General features: G+C 67.0%; 13 protein-coding genes and 1 pseudogene. 9 read left to right on the top strand and 5 right to left on the bottom strand.

The window, feature by feature from the left end; genetic code table 11:
* The first annotated feature begins 304 nt into the window (after positions 1 to 304).
* Positions 305 to 1,477, top strand: a complete 1,173-nt coding sequence (locus BLQ75_RS06310) for a right-handed parallel beta-helix repeat-containing protein (protein ID WP_244515279.1) — start codon at positions 305 to 307, stop codon at positions 1,475 to 1,477.
* Between the two features lie 389 nt (positions 1,478 to 1,866).
* Here BLQ75_RS06310 and BLQ75_RS06315 read toward each other — a convergent pair whose 3' ends face one another.
* Entirely contained in the window at positions 1,867 to 3,201 is a 1,335-nt protein-coding gene (locus BLQ75_RS06315; RefSeq protein ID WP_170837357.1) for a DUF2254 domain-containing protein, read from the bottom strand.
* A 394-nt stretch (positions 3,202 to 3,595) separates the two neighbouring features.
* Here BLQ75_RS06315 and BLQ75_RS24670 point away from each other — a divergent pair.
* The 6 genes and pseudogenes from BLQ75_RS24670 to BLQ75_RS06345 form a co-directional block, all read left to right on the top strand.
* Positions 3,596 to 3,733, top strand: a pseudogene (locus tag BLQ75_RS24670) (IclR family transcriptional regulator); the annotation flags it as partial.
* A gap of 104 nt (positions 3,734 to 3,837) precedes the next feature.
* Complete coding sequence (locus tag BLQ75_RS06325) at positions 3,838 to 4,032, top strand: hypothetical protein (protein WP_092599178.1); 195 nt, start codon at positions 3,838 to 3,840, stop codon at positions 4,030 to 4,032.
* Entirely contained in the window at positions 4,029 to 5,255 is a 1,227-nt protein-coding gene (locus tag BLQ75_RS06330; RefSeq protein ID WP_211481197.1) for an MFS transporter, read from the top strand. Before BLQ75_RS06325 ends, BLQ75_RS06330 begins: the two co-directional genes overlap by 4 nt.
* A 287-nt stretch (positions 5,256 to 5,542) precedes the next feature.
* Positions 5,543 to 6,274 (top strand): NUDIX hydrolase, encoded by a 732-nt coding sequence (locus tag BLQ75_RS06335; RefSeq protein ID WP_092599184.1) that lies wholly within the window; start codon positions 5,543 to 5,545, stop codon positions 6,272 to 6,274.
* Entirely contained in the window at positions 6,271 to 7,422 is a 1,152-nt protein-coding gene (locus tag BLQ75_RS06340; protein WP_092599187.1) for a 5'-methylthioadenosine/S-adenosylhomocysteine nucleosidase family protein, read from the top strand. Before BLQ75_RS06335 ends, BLQ75_RS06340 begins: the two co-directional genes overlap by 4 nt.
* Entirely contained in the window at positions 7,419 to 9,404 is a 1,986-nt protein-coding gene (locus BLQ75_RS06345; protein ID WP_139182927.1) for a hypothetical protein, read from the top strand. The genes BLQ75_RS06340 and BLQ75_RS06345 overlap by 4 nt, the downstream gene beginning before the upstream one ends.
* Positions 9,405 to 9,528: 124 nt before the next feature.
* Here BLQ75_RS06345 and BLQ75_RS06350 read toward each other — a convergent pair whose 3' ends face one another.
* From BLQ75_RS06350 to BLQ75_RS06365, 4 genes are all read right to left on the bottom strand, one after another.
* Positions 9,529 to 10,365 carry a metal ABC transporter permease gene (locus tag BLQ75_RS06350; RefSeq protein WP_092599193.1) on the bottom strand — a complete coding sequence of 279 codons (837 nt, stop codon included), beginning with the start codon at positions 10,363 to 10,365 and terminating at the stop codon, positions 9,529 to 9,531.
* Positions 10,362 to 11,147 (bottom strand): metal ABC transporter ATP-binding protein, encoded by a 786-nt coding sequence (locus BLQ75_RS06355; protein WP_092599196.1) that lies wholly within the window; start codon positions 11,145 to 11,147, stop codon positions 10,362 to 10,364. The genes BLQ75_RS06350 and BLQ75_RS06355 overlap by 4 nt, the downstream gene beginning before the upstream one ends.
* Positions 11,147 to 12,052: a metal ABC transporter solute-binding protein, Zn/Mn family gene (locus BLQ75_RS06360; RefSeq protein WP_092599199.1), complete on the bottom strand. Its 906-nt coding sequence runs from the start codon at positions 12,050 to 12,052 to the stop codon at positions 11,147 to 11,149. The genes BLQ75_RS06355 and BLQ75_RS06360 overlap by 1 nt, the downstream gene beginning before the upstream one ends.
* A gap of 245 nt (positions 12,053 to 12,297) precedes the next feature.
* A complete protein-coding gene (locus BLQ75_RS06365) occupies positions 12,298 to 12,960 on the bottom strand; it encodes a trimeric intracellular cation channel family protein (RefSeq protein ID WP_092599202.1) in 663 nt (220 codons plus the stop codon).
* A 314-nt stretch (positions 12,961 to 13,274) separates the two neighbouring features.
* Between BLQ75_RS06365 and BLQ75_RS06370 the strand changes: the two genes are divergently transcribed.
* Positions 13,275 to 15,254, top strand: coding sequence for an FUSC family protein (locus tag BLQ75_RS06370; RefSeq protein ID WP_244515280.1), 1,980 nt, complete (start codon positions 13,275 to 13,277; stop codon positions 15,252 to 15,254).
* A gap of 206 nt (positions 15,255 to 15,460) precedes the next feature.
* Positions 15,461 to 16,720 (top strand): hypothetical protein, encoded by a 1,260-nt coding sequence (locus BLQ75_RS06375; protein WP_092599208.1) that lies wholly within the window; start codon positions 15,461 to 15,463, stop codon positions 16,718 to 16,720.
* Positions 16,721 to 16,765 lie beyond the last annotated feature (45 nt).

A 16,765-nucleotide genomic window follows, 5' to 3' on the forward strand; every position in this document is an offset into this window, starting at 1 on the left:
CGCCGGGAAAAACGGTTCACAGCGAATTGATCGCGTTCTCCTTGTATTCACGAATCGATCCTTGACATTGTCACCCGCCGCGCCTATACACTCACCTCCTACTCGGTAAGCGCTTACCAAAGTGGGAAACCAGGTTCTCCCACTCGGATACCGAAAGAAGCCACTCCCCGACGAACCCGAATGGAAGCCCCGGGGAATCGTCTCCGGCACAGCGCGGTGAAACTTCCGACAATCACGGGAACGAACAATGAGAATCGGCAACTCACGATCCGGCGAGCGCGATCGCGTCCCGAAGGTGCTGGCAATGGCCCTGCTGGCGACGCTGACTCTCGCGGCGCCGGCACACGCCGACCGCGAAGCGAGCGCGGCGAGCGAAACCACCACCCCCGCCCCGGCCGGGACGACCGGCACGGCATCGACGCGGCAGACGTGCGGCAGCGGCTCCTACGACGCCGAGGTGTACTCGGACGGCGGCACCTGGATCGCGCGGAACGGCTCCACCACGGTCTACAGCGGAGGCGACATGCGAACCGCGACGCAGGCCGCCGTGGACAGCCTGACGGCGGGCAGGCGGAGCAAGGAACGAGTGGTCCTGTGGAACTCGGGGACCATGAGCGCGAGCAGCTCCATCGACCTGCCCAGCTACACCGTCCTGGAATCCTGCGGCACGATCGACGTGACCGGCGGTGTCTCCGCCAACAACGCCGTGGTGCGCGGCCGCGACGCCGACCACGTCGAGGTGCGCCACCTCAGCGTCACCGGAGCGCCCTACTTCGGCGTCTTCTTCCGCAACGGCGACGACATCCACCTCGGGCAGATCGATCTGCGGCTGTCCGGCGGTCTCGGCATCCGCATCGACAACCACGGCGACCGCGGCGAACTCACCACCAACGTGCGGATCGACGACGTCTACGTCTCCGGCACCGACAACCACGGCGTGGAGACCTACGGCGTGGACGGGCTGACGGTCGGCACCGTGGTGGCTCGCGACGTCGCCTACTCTGGGCTGCTGCTCAACGACACCACCAACGCCACGGTCGGAACGGTCGACGCCGAGAACGCGGGCACCGGAACCGGGTACGCGGCGTTTCGGATGGCCAACCGGAACGGACGCGTCGACGGCGGCTACCCGACCAACATCCACGTCGGTGAGGTGATCGCCCGCGGCGGCGGTCGAGGCGTGTTCTGCGTGTCCGAGAGCGGCGGCGCGGTGATCGACAACGTCGACATCGCCAACACCGGAAACAACGCGATCCTCATCGAGAACTGCTACAACGTGGAGATCGCCGCCGAGAGCGGTCAGGTCACCGGGCCGGGCACCATCCGGCTCGCCGCCCGCTCGGAATTCCCGGTGACCAGGAACGTGACCCTGCACAACCTCACCGTCACCGACACGGCGATCGTGGAGAACCCGTGCGGTGACGACATCACCGTCACCGACAACACGCTGGTGAACTCTTCCCGCGACGTGTGCTGACCCTCGCGGCTCGTGGCGATGTCCGTCCTGACCCGACCGCGTGGAGTCGCGGTGCGACAGCCCCACGCGGTCGGTCCCCGACACCGAACACGGGAAACCTCGCCACGTTGCCCTCTTCCCGCTCACCGCCTATCGGCCAACCGCGACGGGGTCGGTCGAGAGCGGGTCGGTGCGCGCTGCCTGCCCATCGCTCGGCTCGAACCGGATCATCACGCGCCCGCCCGGAGCGGACCGATGGATCTCTCCGCCGCCACAGTGGTGGGGGCATCGGTGTTTTTCCCGGGCACCGAAGGAAACACCGGCGCGTCCACGCCCGCGTCCCCACGATCCGGTGGTGCAGAGCATCGCGACACGCGCGTCGAGCTCGACGAAGACCTACCCGGGAAGCACTACCGAGGGGCCGGCGAACCGCCGGATTCCCTCGAACCGAGCCCCTGCGGATCGGCGGTGACGGCAGCCTCACGGTCGGGCTCGTCGCTGAACGCCCTGCGGGCCCCCGACCTCACCAACTGGAGCTGAGCCTCGACGGCGGGCAGGCGGTAACCGGGAACCGTCTCCCGCAAGCGCTCCAGCAGTGCCGACAGGCGCCGGGAGACCTGCACCGCCCCCTCCCCGAACTGGCGGGTCTCGTCGAGCGCCAAGCTCAAGTAGTCCTCCCAGGAGGGTGTTCGCGCCCGGAACCGAACGATCCCGGACTCGTCGTGGACGATGTCGGGGGTGAGGCGGCGACGCGCGATGGTCCGCAGCAGGACCTCGATCTGGTTGAGTGCCTGCGTCGCGGTGGTGGGGTCGTTGACCCCTGGTGAGAGCGCCTTGGCGGAGATGTCCGCGAGCAGGCGGAAGGCGAAGGCGGGATCCTGATCCACGGACCGTTCGTCCCCGACCACGACCGAGGAGACGAGTTCGTCCTCGTCGAGCGAACCGCTGCCACCCCCGATCCGAAAGAGCGGATCACCGGCAACGACGAGATCACCGATCGCTGGCACCAGCTCGATGACGGTATCGGCGGCGGTCGCCAGGGAGACCAGACCCCGCCGATCCACGCTCCGGACCACGCCGGGCTCACCACGATGGGCGATCACACGGCAGTCCTCCGGCAGCGGAGCGAGTTCGCGTTCACCGAACTCGCCGGACAACGCCGGTTCCGGGTACACGCGATCGATCACCTTGCGTGCTTCCCGGCCGATATCGCCCAGCACCGAGGCCACGCGCAGCCCCGACGTCGTGTTCGTGATCAGCCGCAGGAACATGAACATGCTCGCCAGCAGCGACAGCAGCGCGATCGAGATCGAGTTGTGGGGCACGAAGTCGGGATTCGCGGGACGGCCGACCGAGCTCAGCACCAGCAGCGAATACAGGAAGGTGGCGATGAAGGTGCCCAGCGCCAGCTGCGTGACCGGGTCCCGCAGGAACAACAGCAGCATCCGCGGGGAGAACTGGCTGGAACCGAACTGCACCGCTACCAGCAGGATCGAGAAGACGAAGCCGGTGAAAGTGATCATCCCGCCCGCCAACGAGCCGAGCAGGCTGCGGGCGGCCTCCGGATCGAACGCGATGATCGTCAGCCCGGTGCTCCCGTCGACGACCGGGAACGCGATCCCGGCAGCTATGGCCAGCGCCGCGAACACGGCGGGAACGATCCAGATCCTGTTTCGCAGGTGCTCCGCGATACGCGTGCGCGTTCGCCACGTTCGGCGTGAGATCCTGTGCGGTTCTCGGTTCACCTGCTCTCCTCGAAGCGTCCACTCGACGGCGTGCGGGTACCTCACGACGCGGTGGAGAGCGGGGACCGTGGCCGAAGCGAATCCTCGGGCTGCGACACAGCGTCCGTCTCCGTGGCATCATCCCCGGACTCGAACCGGCCTGACTCACCGCCGCGGACGCCCGTCGCGGTGAGAGATCACCCTCACTCCTGTTCCGACCTCGCCAGTCTCGCTCGGTGAGAACACGTCCGCGCGGCGCTGTCACCGAATCGAGCGATACGCACGGACGTCTCCGGGAAACCGACGACGCCCGACGCGGAAACCGCGGTCTCGAACGGAATCCTGGCTCCGGATCGGTCGCTCGTCCTCGGAATCCCCGAGACGTACGTCCCGGGACAGGCGTTGACGAGGCGTCGCGGTCGTGTTCGACCGCTCCGGCCGACCCGCCCGGGCTCTGCCCCTGACCGGTGTCGAGACGCGGTTTCGCGCCGTCCGCCAATCGGAGTTGGGAACGCTGCCGCACGAGGCCCACGTCCTCAGCAACGCCATGCGCGCCCCGGAGCACGGGACGCGGCTGATCCGAACGTCCCTCACGTGCGCCCCGGCTCGGGCGCACACCGGGTTGTAAACTTCCCCGTGCCCCGAACGAGGAGAGGAATGTCGTCCGGAAAGACGCACGCGGTCGGCCTCCGATCGCGCGAGCTGGTCGAGGCGATGGAATCAGGGGACGCGGTGGAAGCCGCGAGAGCGCTCACCGCGCACCTGTCCCGCAGCCGGGAGACGATCGTCGAGTGGCTCACGCGGTGGATCAGCGCGGGCACGTTCGACGTCGAGTTCGGACCGGCGTGTTGAGCAGAGCCGGATCGAAGAGCCTCGCACCGTCGAAGGGCGTATCGCCGAGGTTGGTACTGGTGCTGGTGTGCGTCGTCTGTACCCAGACCACCCTCAACCTGGCCAGACCACTGCTCTCGTACCGCGTGCTCTCCCTCGGCGGCGGTGAGGTGGCCGTCGGGCTGATCACGGCCGCCTACGCGCTGCTCTCGCTCGTGGTGGCCCTGCCGCTCGGCCGCCACACCGACCGCGACGGCCGTACCGTCCCGGTGCTGCTGGCCGGGACCGTGCTGCTCGTCGCGGCGCCGCTGTGGTTGGCCGGTTCGACCTCCTTGTCGGGCGTGACCGTCGGCTCGGCCGTGTTGGGCCTGGGCCACATCGTGTTCATGATGGGTGGCCAGCGCTTCGTCACCACCGTGTCGGACGACGAGACGCTGGACCGCGACTTCGGGCTGTTCACCGCCGCGGTGTCCGTGGGGCAGATGCTCGGCCCGCTCGGCTCGGGCCTGCTGCTGGGCCAGGCTTCCGGGGAGGCGCTGGCAGGTGCGACGACCAGGGCGTTCCTCGTCGGTGCGGTGACGGCCGCGGTCGGTCTGCTGCCGGTGCTGCTGTTGCGTCGAGACCCCTCCGGCACGACGCCCACCCCCGAGTCCGGCGACCAGCGGGGCGCGCTGAGCCTGCTGCGCCGACCGGGCATGGCCACCGGCCTGTTCACCAGCCTCGCGCTGCTCGGCGCGGTCGACCTGCTGACCGCGTACCTGCCGCTGATCGCCGAGGAGCGGGGCATCGCCCCCGCCGTGGCGGGCGCGCTGCTGGCGACGCGCTCCGGGGCCTCGATCCTCTCCCGGCTGGGACTGGGCCGCATGGCCGCGCGGTGGCGGCGGCGCACTCTGATCGTGGCCAGCTGTCTCGGCGCCGGGACGTGCCTCGTGCTGGTCACCGTCCCCGGCCTGGGACTGGTGACGATGACCGCCGCACTCGCCGTCGGCGGTTTCCTCCTCGGCATCGGACAACCGCTGACCATGACCGCGGTGGTGCGCACGGCGGGCACGGCCAACCGGGGATCCGGACTCGCCCTGCGACTGTGGACCAACCGCGCCGGGCAGGTGGTGCTGCCCGCGTGCGCGGCGGTGGTCTCCGGCTCACTGGGTGCGCCGAGCGCCCTGCTGTTCGCCGCCGTGGTACTGCTCGGCACCGGCGGGCTCGTCCGGTTCGGCACCGGCGAGGGTGCGCGGACGGAGTGAACGACGTTCAACGGATTCGGCGTGGCGAGTTGCGTGTTTCCGGCTCCGCTCCCGGAGGTACTGGGGATTTCTCTCGCACCGCCCGGACCCGCTTGCACCCGAGCGGGCGGAGAGTTCAGGCGGAACGAGCCCGTTTTCCGGGAACTTTCCGCTGAAACCACGGACTCCGTGAGATCTCCACCGACATGCCTCGCCGACGCTTCGGCGACGAGCCACTGGACCACCCGAAGTGGACCTACCGTGAACCCCCTTCCTGTCATATTGACATTAATGTACGATCTCCCACCATGAGTGACGAATCGTGGTCACCTCCGGCCGTACTGCTAGCGGTTGATCTCGTCATCCTGACGTTGCGGGACTCACGGCTGTCCGTACTGCTCGTGGAACGCGGCATCGAGCCGCACCAGGGTGATCCGGCTTTACCGGGTGGGTTTCTCCAACACTCCTGTGAGGATCTCCGGGCCGCCGCTATTCGCGAGTTGAGCGAAGAATCGGCCCTCGACGCATCGAGACTCCACCTGGAGCAGTTGGGCACGTACGGGACTCCCGACCGCGACCCGAGAGGACGGGTCGTATCCGTGGCATATCTGGTGATCGCTCCCGCCCTTCCCGAACCGATCGCGGGAACCGACGCGGCAGATGCGTCCTGGGCACCGGCCGAGGAAATCCTGTCCGGAGCTCGAAGGCTGGCCTTCGACCACGAAGAGATCGTCACCGACGGAGTCGAGCGCGCGCGGAACAAGTTGGAGCATTCGCCACTCGCCACCGCGTTCTGCGACAGGACGTTCACGATCTCGCAACTACAGCAGGTCTACGAAGCGGTTTGGGGGGTCGAGCTCGATCCCCGCAATTTCTACCGCAAGGTCCAGGCCGTGCCCGGCTTCATCGTCTCCGCCGGGACCGAACGCAGGAGCACGCGGGGACGCCCCGCCCGACTGTTCCGGGCCGGATCACGAACCACGCTGCATCCACCACTGGTAAGGCCCGACCCGCCGAATCCGGAAGAGGAGGAGAGATGACCGAGAACCGGGTGGTGATACTCACCGCTCTCAATCGTGAGTACACCGCCGTTCGCCGCAGGTTGAACGATCCGCGTGTGTACCGCCACGAACGGGGAACCCGCTTCGAACTGGGTTCACTGTCCGGCACGAACTGCCGGATCGCTCTCGGTTTGGCCGACAAGGGGAACCATCCCGCCGCGGTACTCGCGGAACGTGCGATTCAGCAGTTCTCACCAGCGGCGGTCCTGTTCGTAGGAGTCGCGGGAGCCCTGCGAGACACCACTTCACTGGGTGATGTCGTGATGGCGACACACGTGTACGCCTATCACGGCGGCACCAGCGAGGACGACGGACTCAAGGCACGCCCCCGGGTCTGGGAAGCACCTCACGAGATCGTCCAGATCGCCGCTCACCTCGCCCGTACCGAGGAATGGCGGGACGAGAAGTCAGCCGACGCGAGGGAACCGACTGTCCACTTCGGCGCCATCGCCGCCGGTGAAGTGGTGCAGAACTCCAGTATCTCCGGTGAGGCGAGATGGATCCGCGACCACTACAACGACGCACTCGCCATCGAGATGGAAGCGGCCGGTGTGGCCCAAGCCGGTCACCTGAACAGCTCGCGAGTAGCGGTCGTGCGCGGCATCAGCGACAGAGCCGACGGGACCAAGACCAGTAGCGAGGACAGCACCTGGCAACCGCGAGCCGCTGCGAACGCGGCGGCGTTCGCCTGCAAGCTCGCCGAGGAACTGAGCACGGAACAGGAGCACGCCGAGATGAACCAGCACTCGGAGCCGCAGCGGGGCACCGTCGTTCACAACTCCGCCTACCGAAGCCAGGTCGGCATCCAGGCCGCGCACGTGACCAACAGCACCGTTCGGATGAACACCGGTCCGCAGGAGTCCGGTACCACCGACCTCGCGGAAGAACTGGCCGCTTTCCGCGACCACCTCAGGCAGGAACGTTCGATCGGCAACATCGACGAGGGGACCTACGAGGCGGTTCAGAGCGAACTCGAGATCGCGGGCAAGGCACTGGACAGCGAACCGCGGGAAGACAGGGGCACGGTGGTGCTGGCCCTCAAGAAGGTGAGCGGACTCATCGGCGACGTCACCAGCCTGGCGACACGGATCGCGACCCTGATCACCGCGGCGAACGGACTGTCATGAGCGAACACACGAACCACACCACGAACATCGTGAAGGAAAATGGCAAGGTCGGAGCCCAAGCCGACGAAATAAAAAATTCAAACATAACCATAAATGATTATGCCGAATACTCCCCGGAAGAAAAATATGAAGCCGCCGAGAAACTCCTGCAAGAAGGCGTCCCCAGAAAGGCCCGCGATCTGATCGACGACGCCATCTCCAAGGGCCACGACGGCGCCAGAGTACGGTTCCATCGCGTGCTGGCGATCCTGAGCAAGCGCTCGTACCGGGACCTCACCGCCGAGGACCGGGAACAGATGAGACTCAGCACGAAATCACCGCACGAGCACACAGACGACAGCTGGAGCGGTGCACTGGACGCGATACGCGAACTGTTCGAACACTTCGAGAACCCCGAGATCGGCACGAGACACACCGACAAGAAACTGAGAGATCTGCCGTCGCAGCAGCACGAAAAGATCATGCGGCATCTCGATCTCTTCATCACCAGCGAACTGAAAGACGTTCTGTGGACCGAAACAAGCGATGAAGCCCGAGAGAGCCGATTCAGCGGTGACCGCAGTAATCGAGTGTGGGCCTACTTTCAACCCGACCCCCTGGACGCACGGGTCAGGCACCCCGTCGAAGATCCCCTTCTGCCGCACGACCGCCGATGGGCGATAGTCACTTCCTGCACCGGCACGGCCGCTGTCGGCTACCTGGGATGGCTGGTGCTGACTCATGCGACGGTGTTGTCGGTACTCGCCTACCTGGCCATGCTGGCTTTCGGCTACGTGGCAAGCAGGAACGGATTCGAGTGGCACTACCGGACATCACGTTTGAGACTCAAGGAGGGTGATTTTTTCCGGTCGACATCGGTCACCGGATCCGATCCGGACGGGTTCGCCAACCAGGTCGATCGTTCTTTCTCCCACTATTTCCACAAGTACTGCCCCGAGAACACGAACCGCGAGAAGTGGCTCGCCGAAACCGCCGGGATTCGCGCCACACTCCGCGACGAGATCGTCGAACTCTATCGGGAAAGCCGAACCGGCGTCGGTCGCGTGAACTGGTTGATCCGATACCTGACCTCCGACGTCAAGCAGCGCTGGCAAGCAGGAACACTGCTGCGACACCGTGAGCGGTATCGGGTGGCCACGTCCACGAAGGTGCGGTTCTCACTGGCTCTGGCAGCCCTGGTTCCCACCACGCTGATCGTGCTCGTCACCACCGTGACGACAAGTGTCCTCCCCGCCGTGCTCGCCGCGCTCGTCGCCGTGGCCAGTACGCGAGACGCCGTGAAGCGCTGGCTGCGCGTCGCAGTGGAACGCCGTCGGTTCGAGGAGGACCAGCGAGAAAGCGACCGTCTCCACCAGGAACGCCACGAGGCGTACCTCCGCTGGAAGCGGAAGCTGGAGACCACGTGCCCGTCGGAAACCGAGATGGAGTACTGGCTACACTGCGACAAAGTGATCATGCTCGACGACGCCCTGCGTCATTACAGGTTGGCATGGCGTGACATCATAACTCACGCTTTCCTGCAAACTCCCACTTCGGACGCCAAGCGAAAGCGCCGAGGTGGCCCGCTGCGCTTCTCGAAATACGATGTCAGATTGTTTCTGATCACTCGAGACGGTGTACGCGAGACAAACACGACACTGGATTTCGAGCAGGGATCGTTCGGCAGGGCACAACGTGGAAACTTCCGATTCGATGCGATTTCCTCCACCGACATCATCCCGTCCAGCGGTCTCGGTTACACCCTGAAGATAACCCTGATCAATGGCCCTACCAGGGAAGTGAACGTCAAGGAACCCGACCAGGAGGCATCGACCACCAATCCCAACGACACCTCCGAGCGACTGTCCGAAATCGATCTCGACGCGGCGGGGTTCACGCACACCCGACACGTCCTCGAAGGGATCGCGGCGGAAGGAAAGGGGTGGATCGAACGCGATCCGGTTACCAGCGACGTCGGCTTCACTTCCAGCACCGACGAGTGACGCTGCGGGCTCACGCCACGCAGCCTGGGGTCATGCGGTGAAATCGATCAGGCGCCGAGATCACTCGGCGCCTTCGTCGGGTACGATCAACGGCCTTCTCCTTTCAACCATCGTACTCTCCGGATCACGCCAGTCCGTCCCGGAAACTCCTCCGAAGTCCCCGCCACAGCGGGAAAACGCCCCGAACAGCGGTGAAGATCGCGCAGGCGCTGAGCACGATCGCGGGCCCGGACGGCAGGTCGAACGCGTAGGACACTCCCAGACCACCCAGGGTGACCACGACGCCCACCGCCACGGTGGCGGTCATCATGCTCGCGAGCGTGCGGGTGAACGACCCCGCGGTCGCGGCGGGAACGGTCAGCAACGCGATGAGCAGCACGACGCCGACGAGCTGGATGAGCACCACCACGGCCAGAGCCACGGCCGCGGGCAGCACCAGCTCCAGCGCGAGCACGGGCAGGTTGCGACTGCGCGCGAACGCCCGGTCGGCGGAGTAGGCCAGCAGTGGCCGGTAGTACAGCGCGACGAACCCCACGAGCACCACAGCGACCGCACCGAGCAGCGGGAGGTCACCGCGTGGGATCGACAGCAGCGAACCGAACAGGAAGCTACGGGCGTTGGCGGTGTAGCCCGGGGTGAAGTGGACGAAGATCACCCCCAGCGACATGCCGACGGCCCACAGCATCCCGATCAGGGTGTCGTTGCGCTGCCGCGCGAAACGCCGCAGCAGCCCCATGAGCACCGCCGCCAGCACGCCGAAGACCATCGCCAGCGCGGAGGGGTCCATCCCGAGGAAGAAGCCGAGCCCCACCCCGCCGTAGGAGGCGTGCGCGATGCCGCCGCCCGCCAGGACCTCCCGGTTGACGACCACGAGGGTGCCGACGACACCGAGCACCACACTGGCGAGTACGGCGGCGATGACCGCGTTCTGCATGAACTCCAGCCGCAGTACCTCGATCACACCGGCCTCCTCGTCGAACGCGCGTGCTCCCGCTCGGAAGCCGCGGTGCCGTCCGGCGGAGGGACGTGACCGACCGGTGGGTCGTCGTGGTGAACCGGCGCCCCGACCAGCCGTCCGCTGCCGGGCCACGGAGTCACGCCGTGGTCCACGGTTACGCCACACGTCGCCCGGGACGCGATGCCGTCGATGTCGTGGGAGGCCACGACGATGGTCGTGCGGCCGGTCAACGAGGACAGCAGCCGGTGGAGGTGCTGCGCCGAGTCGGCGTCGATACCGGCTTCGGGTTCGTCCAGCACGAGCAGGTCCGGCTCGGCGGCCAGTGCCCTGGCGAGCAGCACGCGTCGGCGTTGCCCCGTGGACAGGGCTGACACCGGACGCGCGGCGAGCTCCGCGAGACCGACCCGTTCGAGGGCTCCGGTGACCGCCGGCCGGTCGGCGGCGCGCAGTCGCTGCGGCAGCCAGGTGGCACGGAGGCGCCCCATGGCCGTGAGATCCCGCACCGTCAGGGGGAACTCCGGATCGAGCCGGGCGTCCTGGGGGAGGTAGCCGATGCGTCCCCGGGCTCGTCGCGGCGGCTGACCGTGGATCTCGACCGTCCCCCGAATCGGCCGCAGCAGACCGACGAGCAGTCCGAGCAGTGTGGACTTCCCTCCCCCGTTGGGACCGATCAGGGCGAGGAACTCCCCTCGCTCCAGGGTCAGGTCCACCTCCGACAGCACGGGGGCGGCGCCGTAGCCGGCCCGGACCCCGGACAGCGACACGGCGATGCTCGCCCGTCCCATCAGAAACCGCTCCGCAACGAGTCCGCCAGTTCGGTCGCGACGTGGCGCATGTTCTTCTCCCAGTCCCGCGCCAGCGGGTCCAGCGGCTCCACCGTGGCTCCGACCTGCTCGGCGATGGTGCGGGCATCGTCATCGGAGAACCGCGGCTGGACGAACACCGCCCGGATGTCACGGTTCTCGGCCCGCTCGATGATCTCGCGTAACCGCGCCGCACCGGGCTCCTTGCCGCCGGACTCGATCGGGAGCATCTTCAGGTCGTAGTCGTCGGCGAAGTAGTGCCACGCCGGGTGGAACGACATGAACGTCTTGCCCGCTACCGGTTCGAGCTCGCTGGTTATGTCCGCGTCGAGGGCGTCGACGCGTTCCTCGAACCGTCGCAGGTTCTCGCGGTAGTCGCGCTCGTGTTCGGGATCGATCCGGCTCAGTGCTGCCGCGATCGTCTCGGCCTGGGTCTTGACCCGGCGCGGGGACAACCAGATGTGCGGATCCGGCTTGCCGCCCTCCAGGTGTCCACGGTCGACGTCCTGCCAGGTGCGCACCCATCGCATGTCGTCACCCCCGGCCGACCTGATCCGGTCGGCCACGGAACGTTCGAAGGGCACGTCGACGGCGAAGTAGACGTCCGTCCCGGACAGCGAGCGCAGTTCGGATGGCTTGGGTTCGTACAGGGCCGGCGAGGCTGCAGGCGGCAGCAGCACCGACGTGTTGACGTGCTCACCGCCGACTCGCTCCACGAAGTAGCGCTGCGGCGGAATGCTCACGAACGCCCGTAGCCGCTCCGATCCCCTGTCGGAGGCCCCGCTGCCGCCTCCCGCCGTGCCGCAGGCACCGGCCAGCACCCCCGACACCGCCAGCAGCAGCGCCAACGGCTTCCGAGCACGAGATTTTCTCCATGCTGTGAACAAGCTTCGGTTCTCCTCGACCTGAGACTCGCTGGGTGATCAGCCGTGTCGGCATACCGCCGACACAGCGATATGAAAATGAAAACCGTTATCGATAAGCTGTGTCAACCTCTTGTGGTCGACACGTGAATGGGGAAGATCATATGGCCAGGGGGTCACGAAACAGCTTGTGAAGTGCTATGCAGGACTCTGCTCGTTATCCGGGCGAAGGACGCGGACGCCCACGACGAACCCCGTCCGGAACCGGATCACTCTCCCCCGTCTTCGGTGGCCCCTTCGCCACGACGACTGGTCCGTCGCGGAGTGCTCGGCACGTAGAGGTTGAACCGCAGTCCCAGCATCCGGATGACGAAGCAAACCGCCGCGGCGACCAGTGCACTGGCCGGGCCGTAGATCCCCGCCCGCTCGGCCACCACGGTCACCGCCGCCCCCACCAGCGCGGGTACTACGTAGAAATCACTGCTCAGTACCGTCGGAACACGCCGAATCAAGACGTCGCGCATCGTTCCTCCCCCGACGGCCGTGATCACTCCGAGCAGCACGGCCTGCACACCGTTCAGTCCGAATTCCAGGGCTTTGCTGGCGCCCGTCACGCAGAACACGCTGAGCCCGACCGCGTCGAAAACCGTGATCAACGCGGTGAACCTTTCCAACGGCAGACTCAGAAAGAACGCGAGCAGCGCTCCGGCCGCGGCCACCCCGAGATAACCGAGCGCGTCGAAGGTCGCGGGCGGCAACGAGTCGATCAGGACGTCGCGCACGATGCCACCACCCAGCGCGGTAATCACTCCCAGGGTCAGCACCCCGACGAGGTCCAACCGCACCGCCCGCACCGCGGTCAGCGCACCGTTGAGTCCGAACGCGAACGTCCCCGTAAGGTCGAGGGCCAGCAGCAGCGGCGTCTGGGTCATCGCCCCAGTGTGCCGGTGGCGGCGCGACGGGCTTCACCCTCGACCCCGACGATTCCCGAAACATGAGAAATGATTCGCGCTTTCCGAGATTCCGGGAAAACCAGCTACCCGAAGGAAAAGCGCCGAAAATCACATCGAAACATCCGACACGCCTTTTTCACCGAATATTCACCGAATATCCCGGAGTGACACACGACAAGGTGTGATGTGCGTGGTGAACGGGACTTCAGCGGGCCGAATCAGGTGATAATGGCGGGGAAGGACGCGAGAGGCCAGTACTCCGAGCGGCACACTCATGATCATCGGGAGGTGGAGTGTCTTCCGTCGGCGCGGTTTCCCGACAACGACCGTGGTGGGGCGGACTGCCTTACCTGCTGCGAATTGTCGTACCGTCCTGGCTGCGCAGAATGCTGCGTCCCGCCCCGATACCGGTGGACTGGAGCCGAGTGGGGGTGGCCGCTCTGGGAATAGCCGGGCCGCAGGCGGTGGGCCTGGCGAGCGGGCGCGTCGCCGAGACGATCCTGCTCTCGCTCGGTGCGTTGTGCATCAGCTTCTCGGACCTGACCAGCTCCTATCGGTACCGGCTGCGCCGCGTGGGGCTGACCGTGGTGCTGGGCGGGTTCGGCTTCGGGGCGGGTGTCCTCGCTCCGGCCCCCTGGACGGCGGCGTGCGTGGTGGTCACGGTGTCGGTACTGTCCGTGCTGGCCAGCCGGATGGGGGATCTCTGGGCGGCCGCGGGTACCCAGATGCTCACCTTCTGCATCGTGGCCACCGGCACTCCCGCCGAGACGATGGGGGCGGGTGCGCAGCTCCGGTGGTTCCTGGCCGGTGAGCTCATGGCGTTCGGCCTGATCGCCGCCACCTGGCCGTTCCGCAGGACCGCTCCCGCCCGCCAGGCCGTGGCCCGGGTCTTCGACACCACCGTGCGCATGCTCACCGCCGAGACCCCGCGAGCCCGCACCGACGCGCGGCAGGCCCTGACGAAAGCGTTGGACGAGGCCCACGACGTCCTGATCACCGTCACGGCGGGAGCCACCGCACGCAGCCGCGTCCACGACCGGCTGCACGTGGTGCTCTCCCAGACGACGCCGATGGTGGAGGCCTCGGTCGCGCTGGCCCACGCGGGAAGCAGACCTCCCGAACGCACGCTGACCACGATGCGCACCCTGGCACGGTGCGTCCGCTCCGGCACTACCCCACCGCCCTCCCACCCCACGGCACACGAGACCTCCACGGCGGTGCGCGCTCTGGAACAGGCCCTGGCCGGACTGACCGACTCACTGCGCACGGCGAAACTCACCGATCCCACCGAACTGGACAACAACCGGGACCGCCGCGCCAGGTTCCGGGCCTGGCGCGAGGGGCTGGCGGTCGGGCGAACCGGCTGGCTGCTGGCGTCGCGGATGGCACTGTGCCTGGCGGTGGCCGAGCTGGTCGGACTGGCGCTGCCGCTCGAACATCCGTACTGGGTGGCCCTCACGGTGGCACTGGTGCTGAAACCGAACTCGGGATCGGTCTTCGCGCGGGGCGTGCTGCGCGGTATCGGCAGCGTGCTCGGCGTGGTGGCCGCCACCGCGCTGCTCACGTTCGTCCCGCACGGCTGGTGGCTGCTGCCGTTCATGGTGTTGCTGGCCGCGATGGTGCCCGACACGCTGAGCCGGCACTACGGGCTGTTCACCGGCGTGGTGACCTGCCTGGTGCTGCTGAAGATGACCCAGGTGGAACCGACACCGGCGCTGCCCGCCGTGCGGCTGGTCGACTCACTGATCGGGTGCGCCATTCTGCTGGTGGTCGGTGGGCTGCTGTCCCCACTGCACCGGCACACCCCACTGGCACCCCGGTTCGCCTCGGCGGTGGACACGGTTTCGGAGTACGTCTCGCTGGCACTGGGCGGATTCGAGCGGGGACGCTCGGGGGCTCGCCGCCGCGGCTACCGCGAGCTGTCCGAACTGCGCGCCGCGCTGCGACAGCGCCTGGTGGAGCCGACCTCGGCGAACAACGCCGAGAAGTGGTGGACCTCGATCATCGTGCTGGAGCGGCTGCTCGACGGCGCCACGGAGCGTGCCATCCACATCGAGCGGGGTGACGAGGCGTTCAGCCTGCAGCATACCCAACGGATCGTGTCGAGCATGCGATCGACCGCTCGCCAGCTGCGGGAGGCGGCCAGCGCCGGTGCCGTGGCGCCCCCCGCCGACCTGCCCGATCGGCTGGCCGAACTGGGCGCCGAGATCAGCAAACGGCACCCGGAACCGCCCTCGCCCCGTCGGGAGGAGTTCGAGACCGCTGGACGCTGACACCGGGTCGAGCCCCGCCTCGCCTCTGCCATCCCCGTTCCGGTCTCGCCCGCCTCGCCTCCGGGAATGGCGGCCTGCCCCGGCGTGTCGGGAAATGTCCCATTCTCGACAACGGATGTTGACACGGGTCGAACCCGTAATCGATGATCCCGCCGGATTGATCACGATCGTCCCGAACAACACCCTCCAGGAAGCGGGAGATCAACATGAACTCGGGTGATTCGAACGATACCGCACGGAGAACGGACGGCGGGCTCGGCCGTCGGAACTTCCTGAGGCTGGGCACCGCCGGTGTGGCCGGACTCGCCGTGGCGGGAGCGACCGCGGGCACGGCGACCGCCTCGGCCCGCACCGCGACCACGCGGACCTCAGCCACCACCGCTGCCGCGGTGACCACCATGCCCGACCCCGCTCCGGTGGATCTGAAGCAGGGCGGCGGCAAGACCTACCACGCCAGCCCGGGCGACACCCCGGAGTTCCACGTCAACGATTTCGACAGCTTCAAGAACGCGGTGGAAAACGCCGGTGACGGCGACATCATCCGCGTCGCCGACGACGCCGCGATCGACATGACCGGCGCGGAGAACACGCTCTCGATCGGCACCGGTGTCATCATCTCCGGCGGCCGTGGCAACAACGGCAGTCTCGGCGGGCTGATCTACACCACCAGGGACCGGAACCCGGTGGCGGACAAGGCCCTACCAATGTTCAAGACCTACGGGGACCGGGTGCGGTTCACCGGACTGCGGATCCAGGGACCCCGGCTGGCGAACTACTGGGACCCGGAAGGCTACGACGGCAACCCCTACGACGACACGGCCTACGACAACTACCTCATCGGCGGTATCCACTTCCTCGGCGACAATTGCCGGGTGGACAACTGTCAGCTGTACGGTTTCACCCACGCGGCCATCTCGGTCGGCGCCGGTAGCTACCCCGTCTCGGCCCGGATCGATCACTCCAGCATCCACAACAACCCCATGGAACACTTCGGCTACGGGGTGAACCTCTACAACGGCGAGTCCGTGATCGAGTGGAACTACTTCGACTACAACCGGCACTCGATCGCCGGTTACGGCTACGCCACGAACGGATACACGGCCCGCTACAACCTGGTCGGTGAGCACCCGATCAGCCACGCCTTCGACATGCACGGGCGCGCCCAGAACGACGGCAGCGACACCGAGGTCGCGGGTGGCACCATCAACATCCACCACAACACCTTCCGGTTCACCACCGACGTCTTCCCCGAGAGCCGTGCGCAGGAAGCCATCGCGATCCGCGGGGTGCCGGAGAACCGCTGCGACATCGACAACAACTGGTTCTACCACGATTCGAAGCCCGTCGAGGTCAACAAGCAGGGCAACGCCTACCGACAGGAGAACGAGCGGTGGATGCACATGTGGGCCTCGGGTAACCACTTCGGCCGGAGCGAGCCCGCCGCCGACATCGGCCATCCCCGCTGATCCACCGAGACAGCCGACCGGCCTGACCGTTCCATGACGAGCCCC

Source organism: Actinopolyspora xinjiangensis, from assembly GCF_900104475.1.
Taxonomy (GTDB): domain Bacteria; phylum Actinomycetota; class Actinomycetes; order Mycobacteriales; family Pseudonocardiaceae; genus Actinopolyspora; species Actinopolyspora xinjiangensis.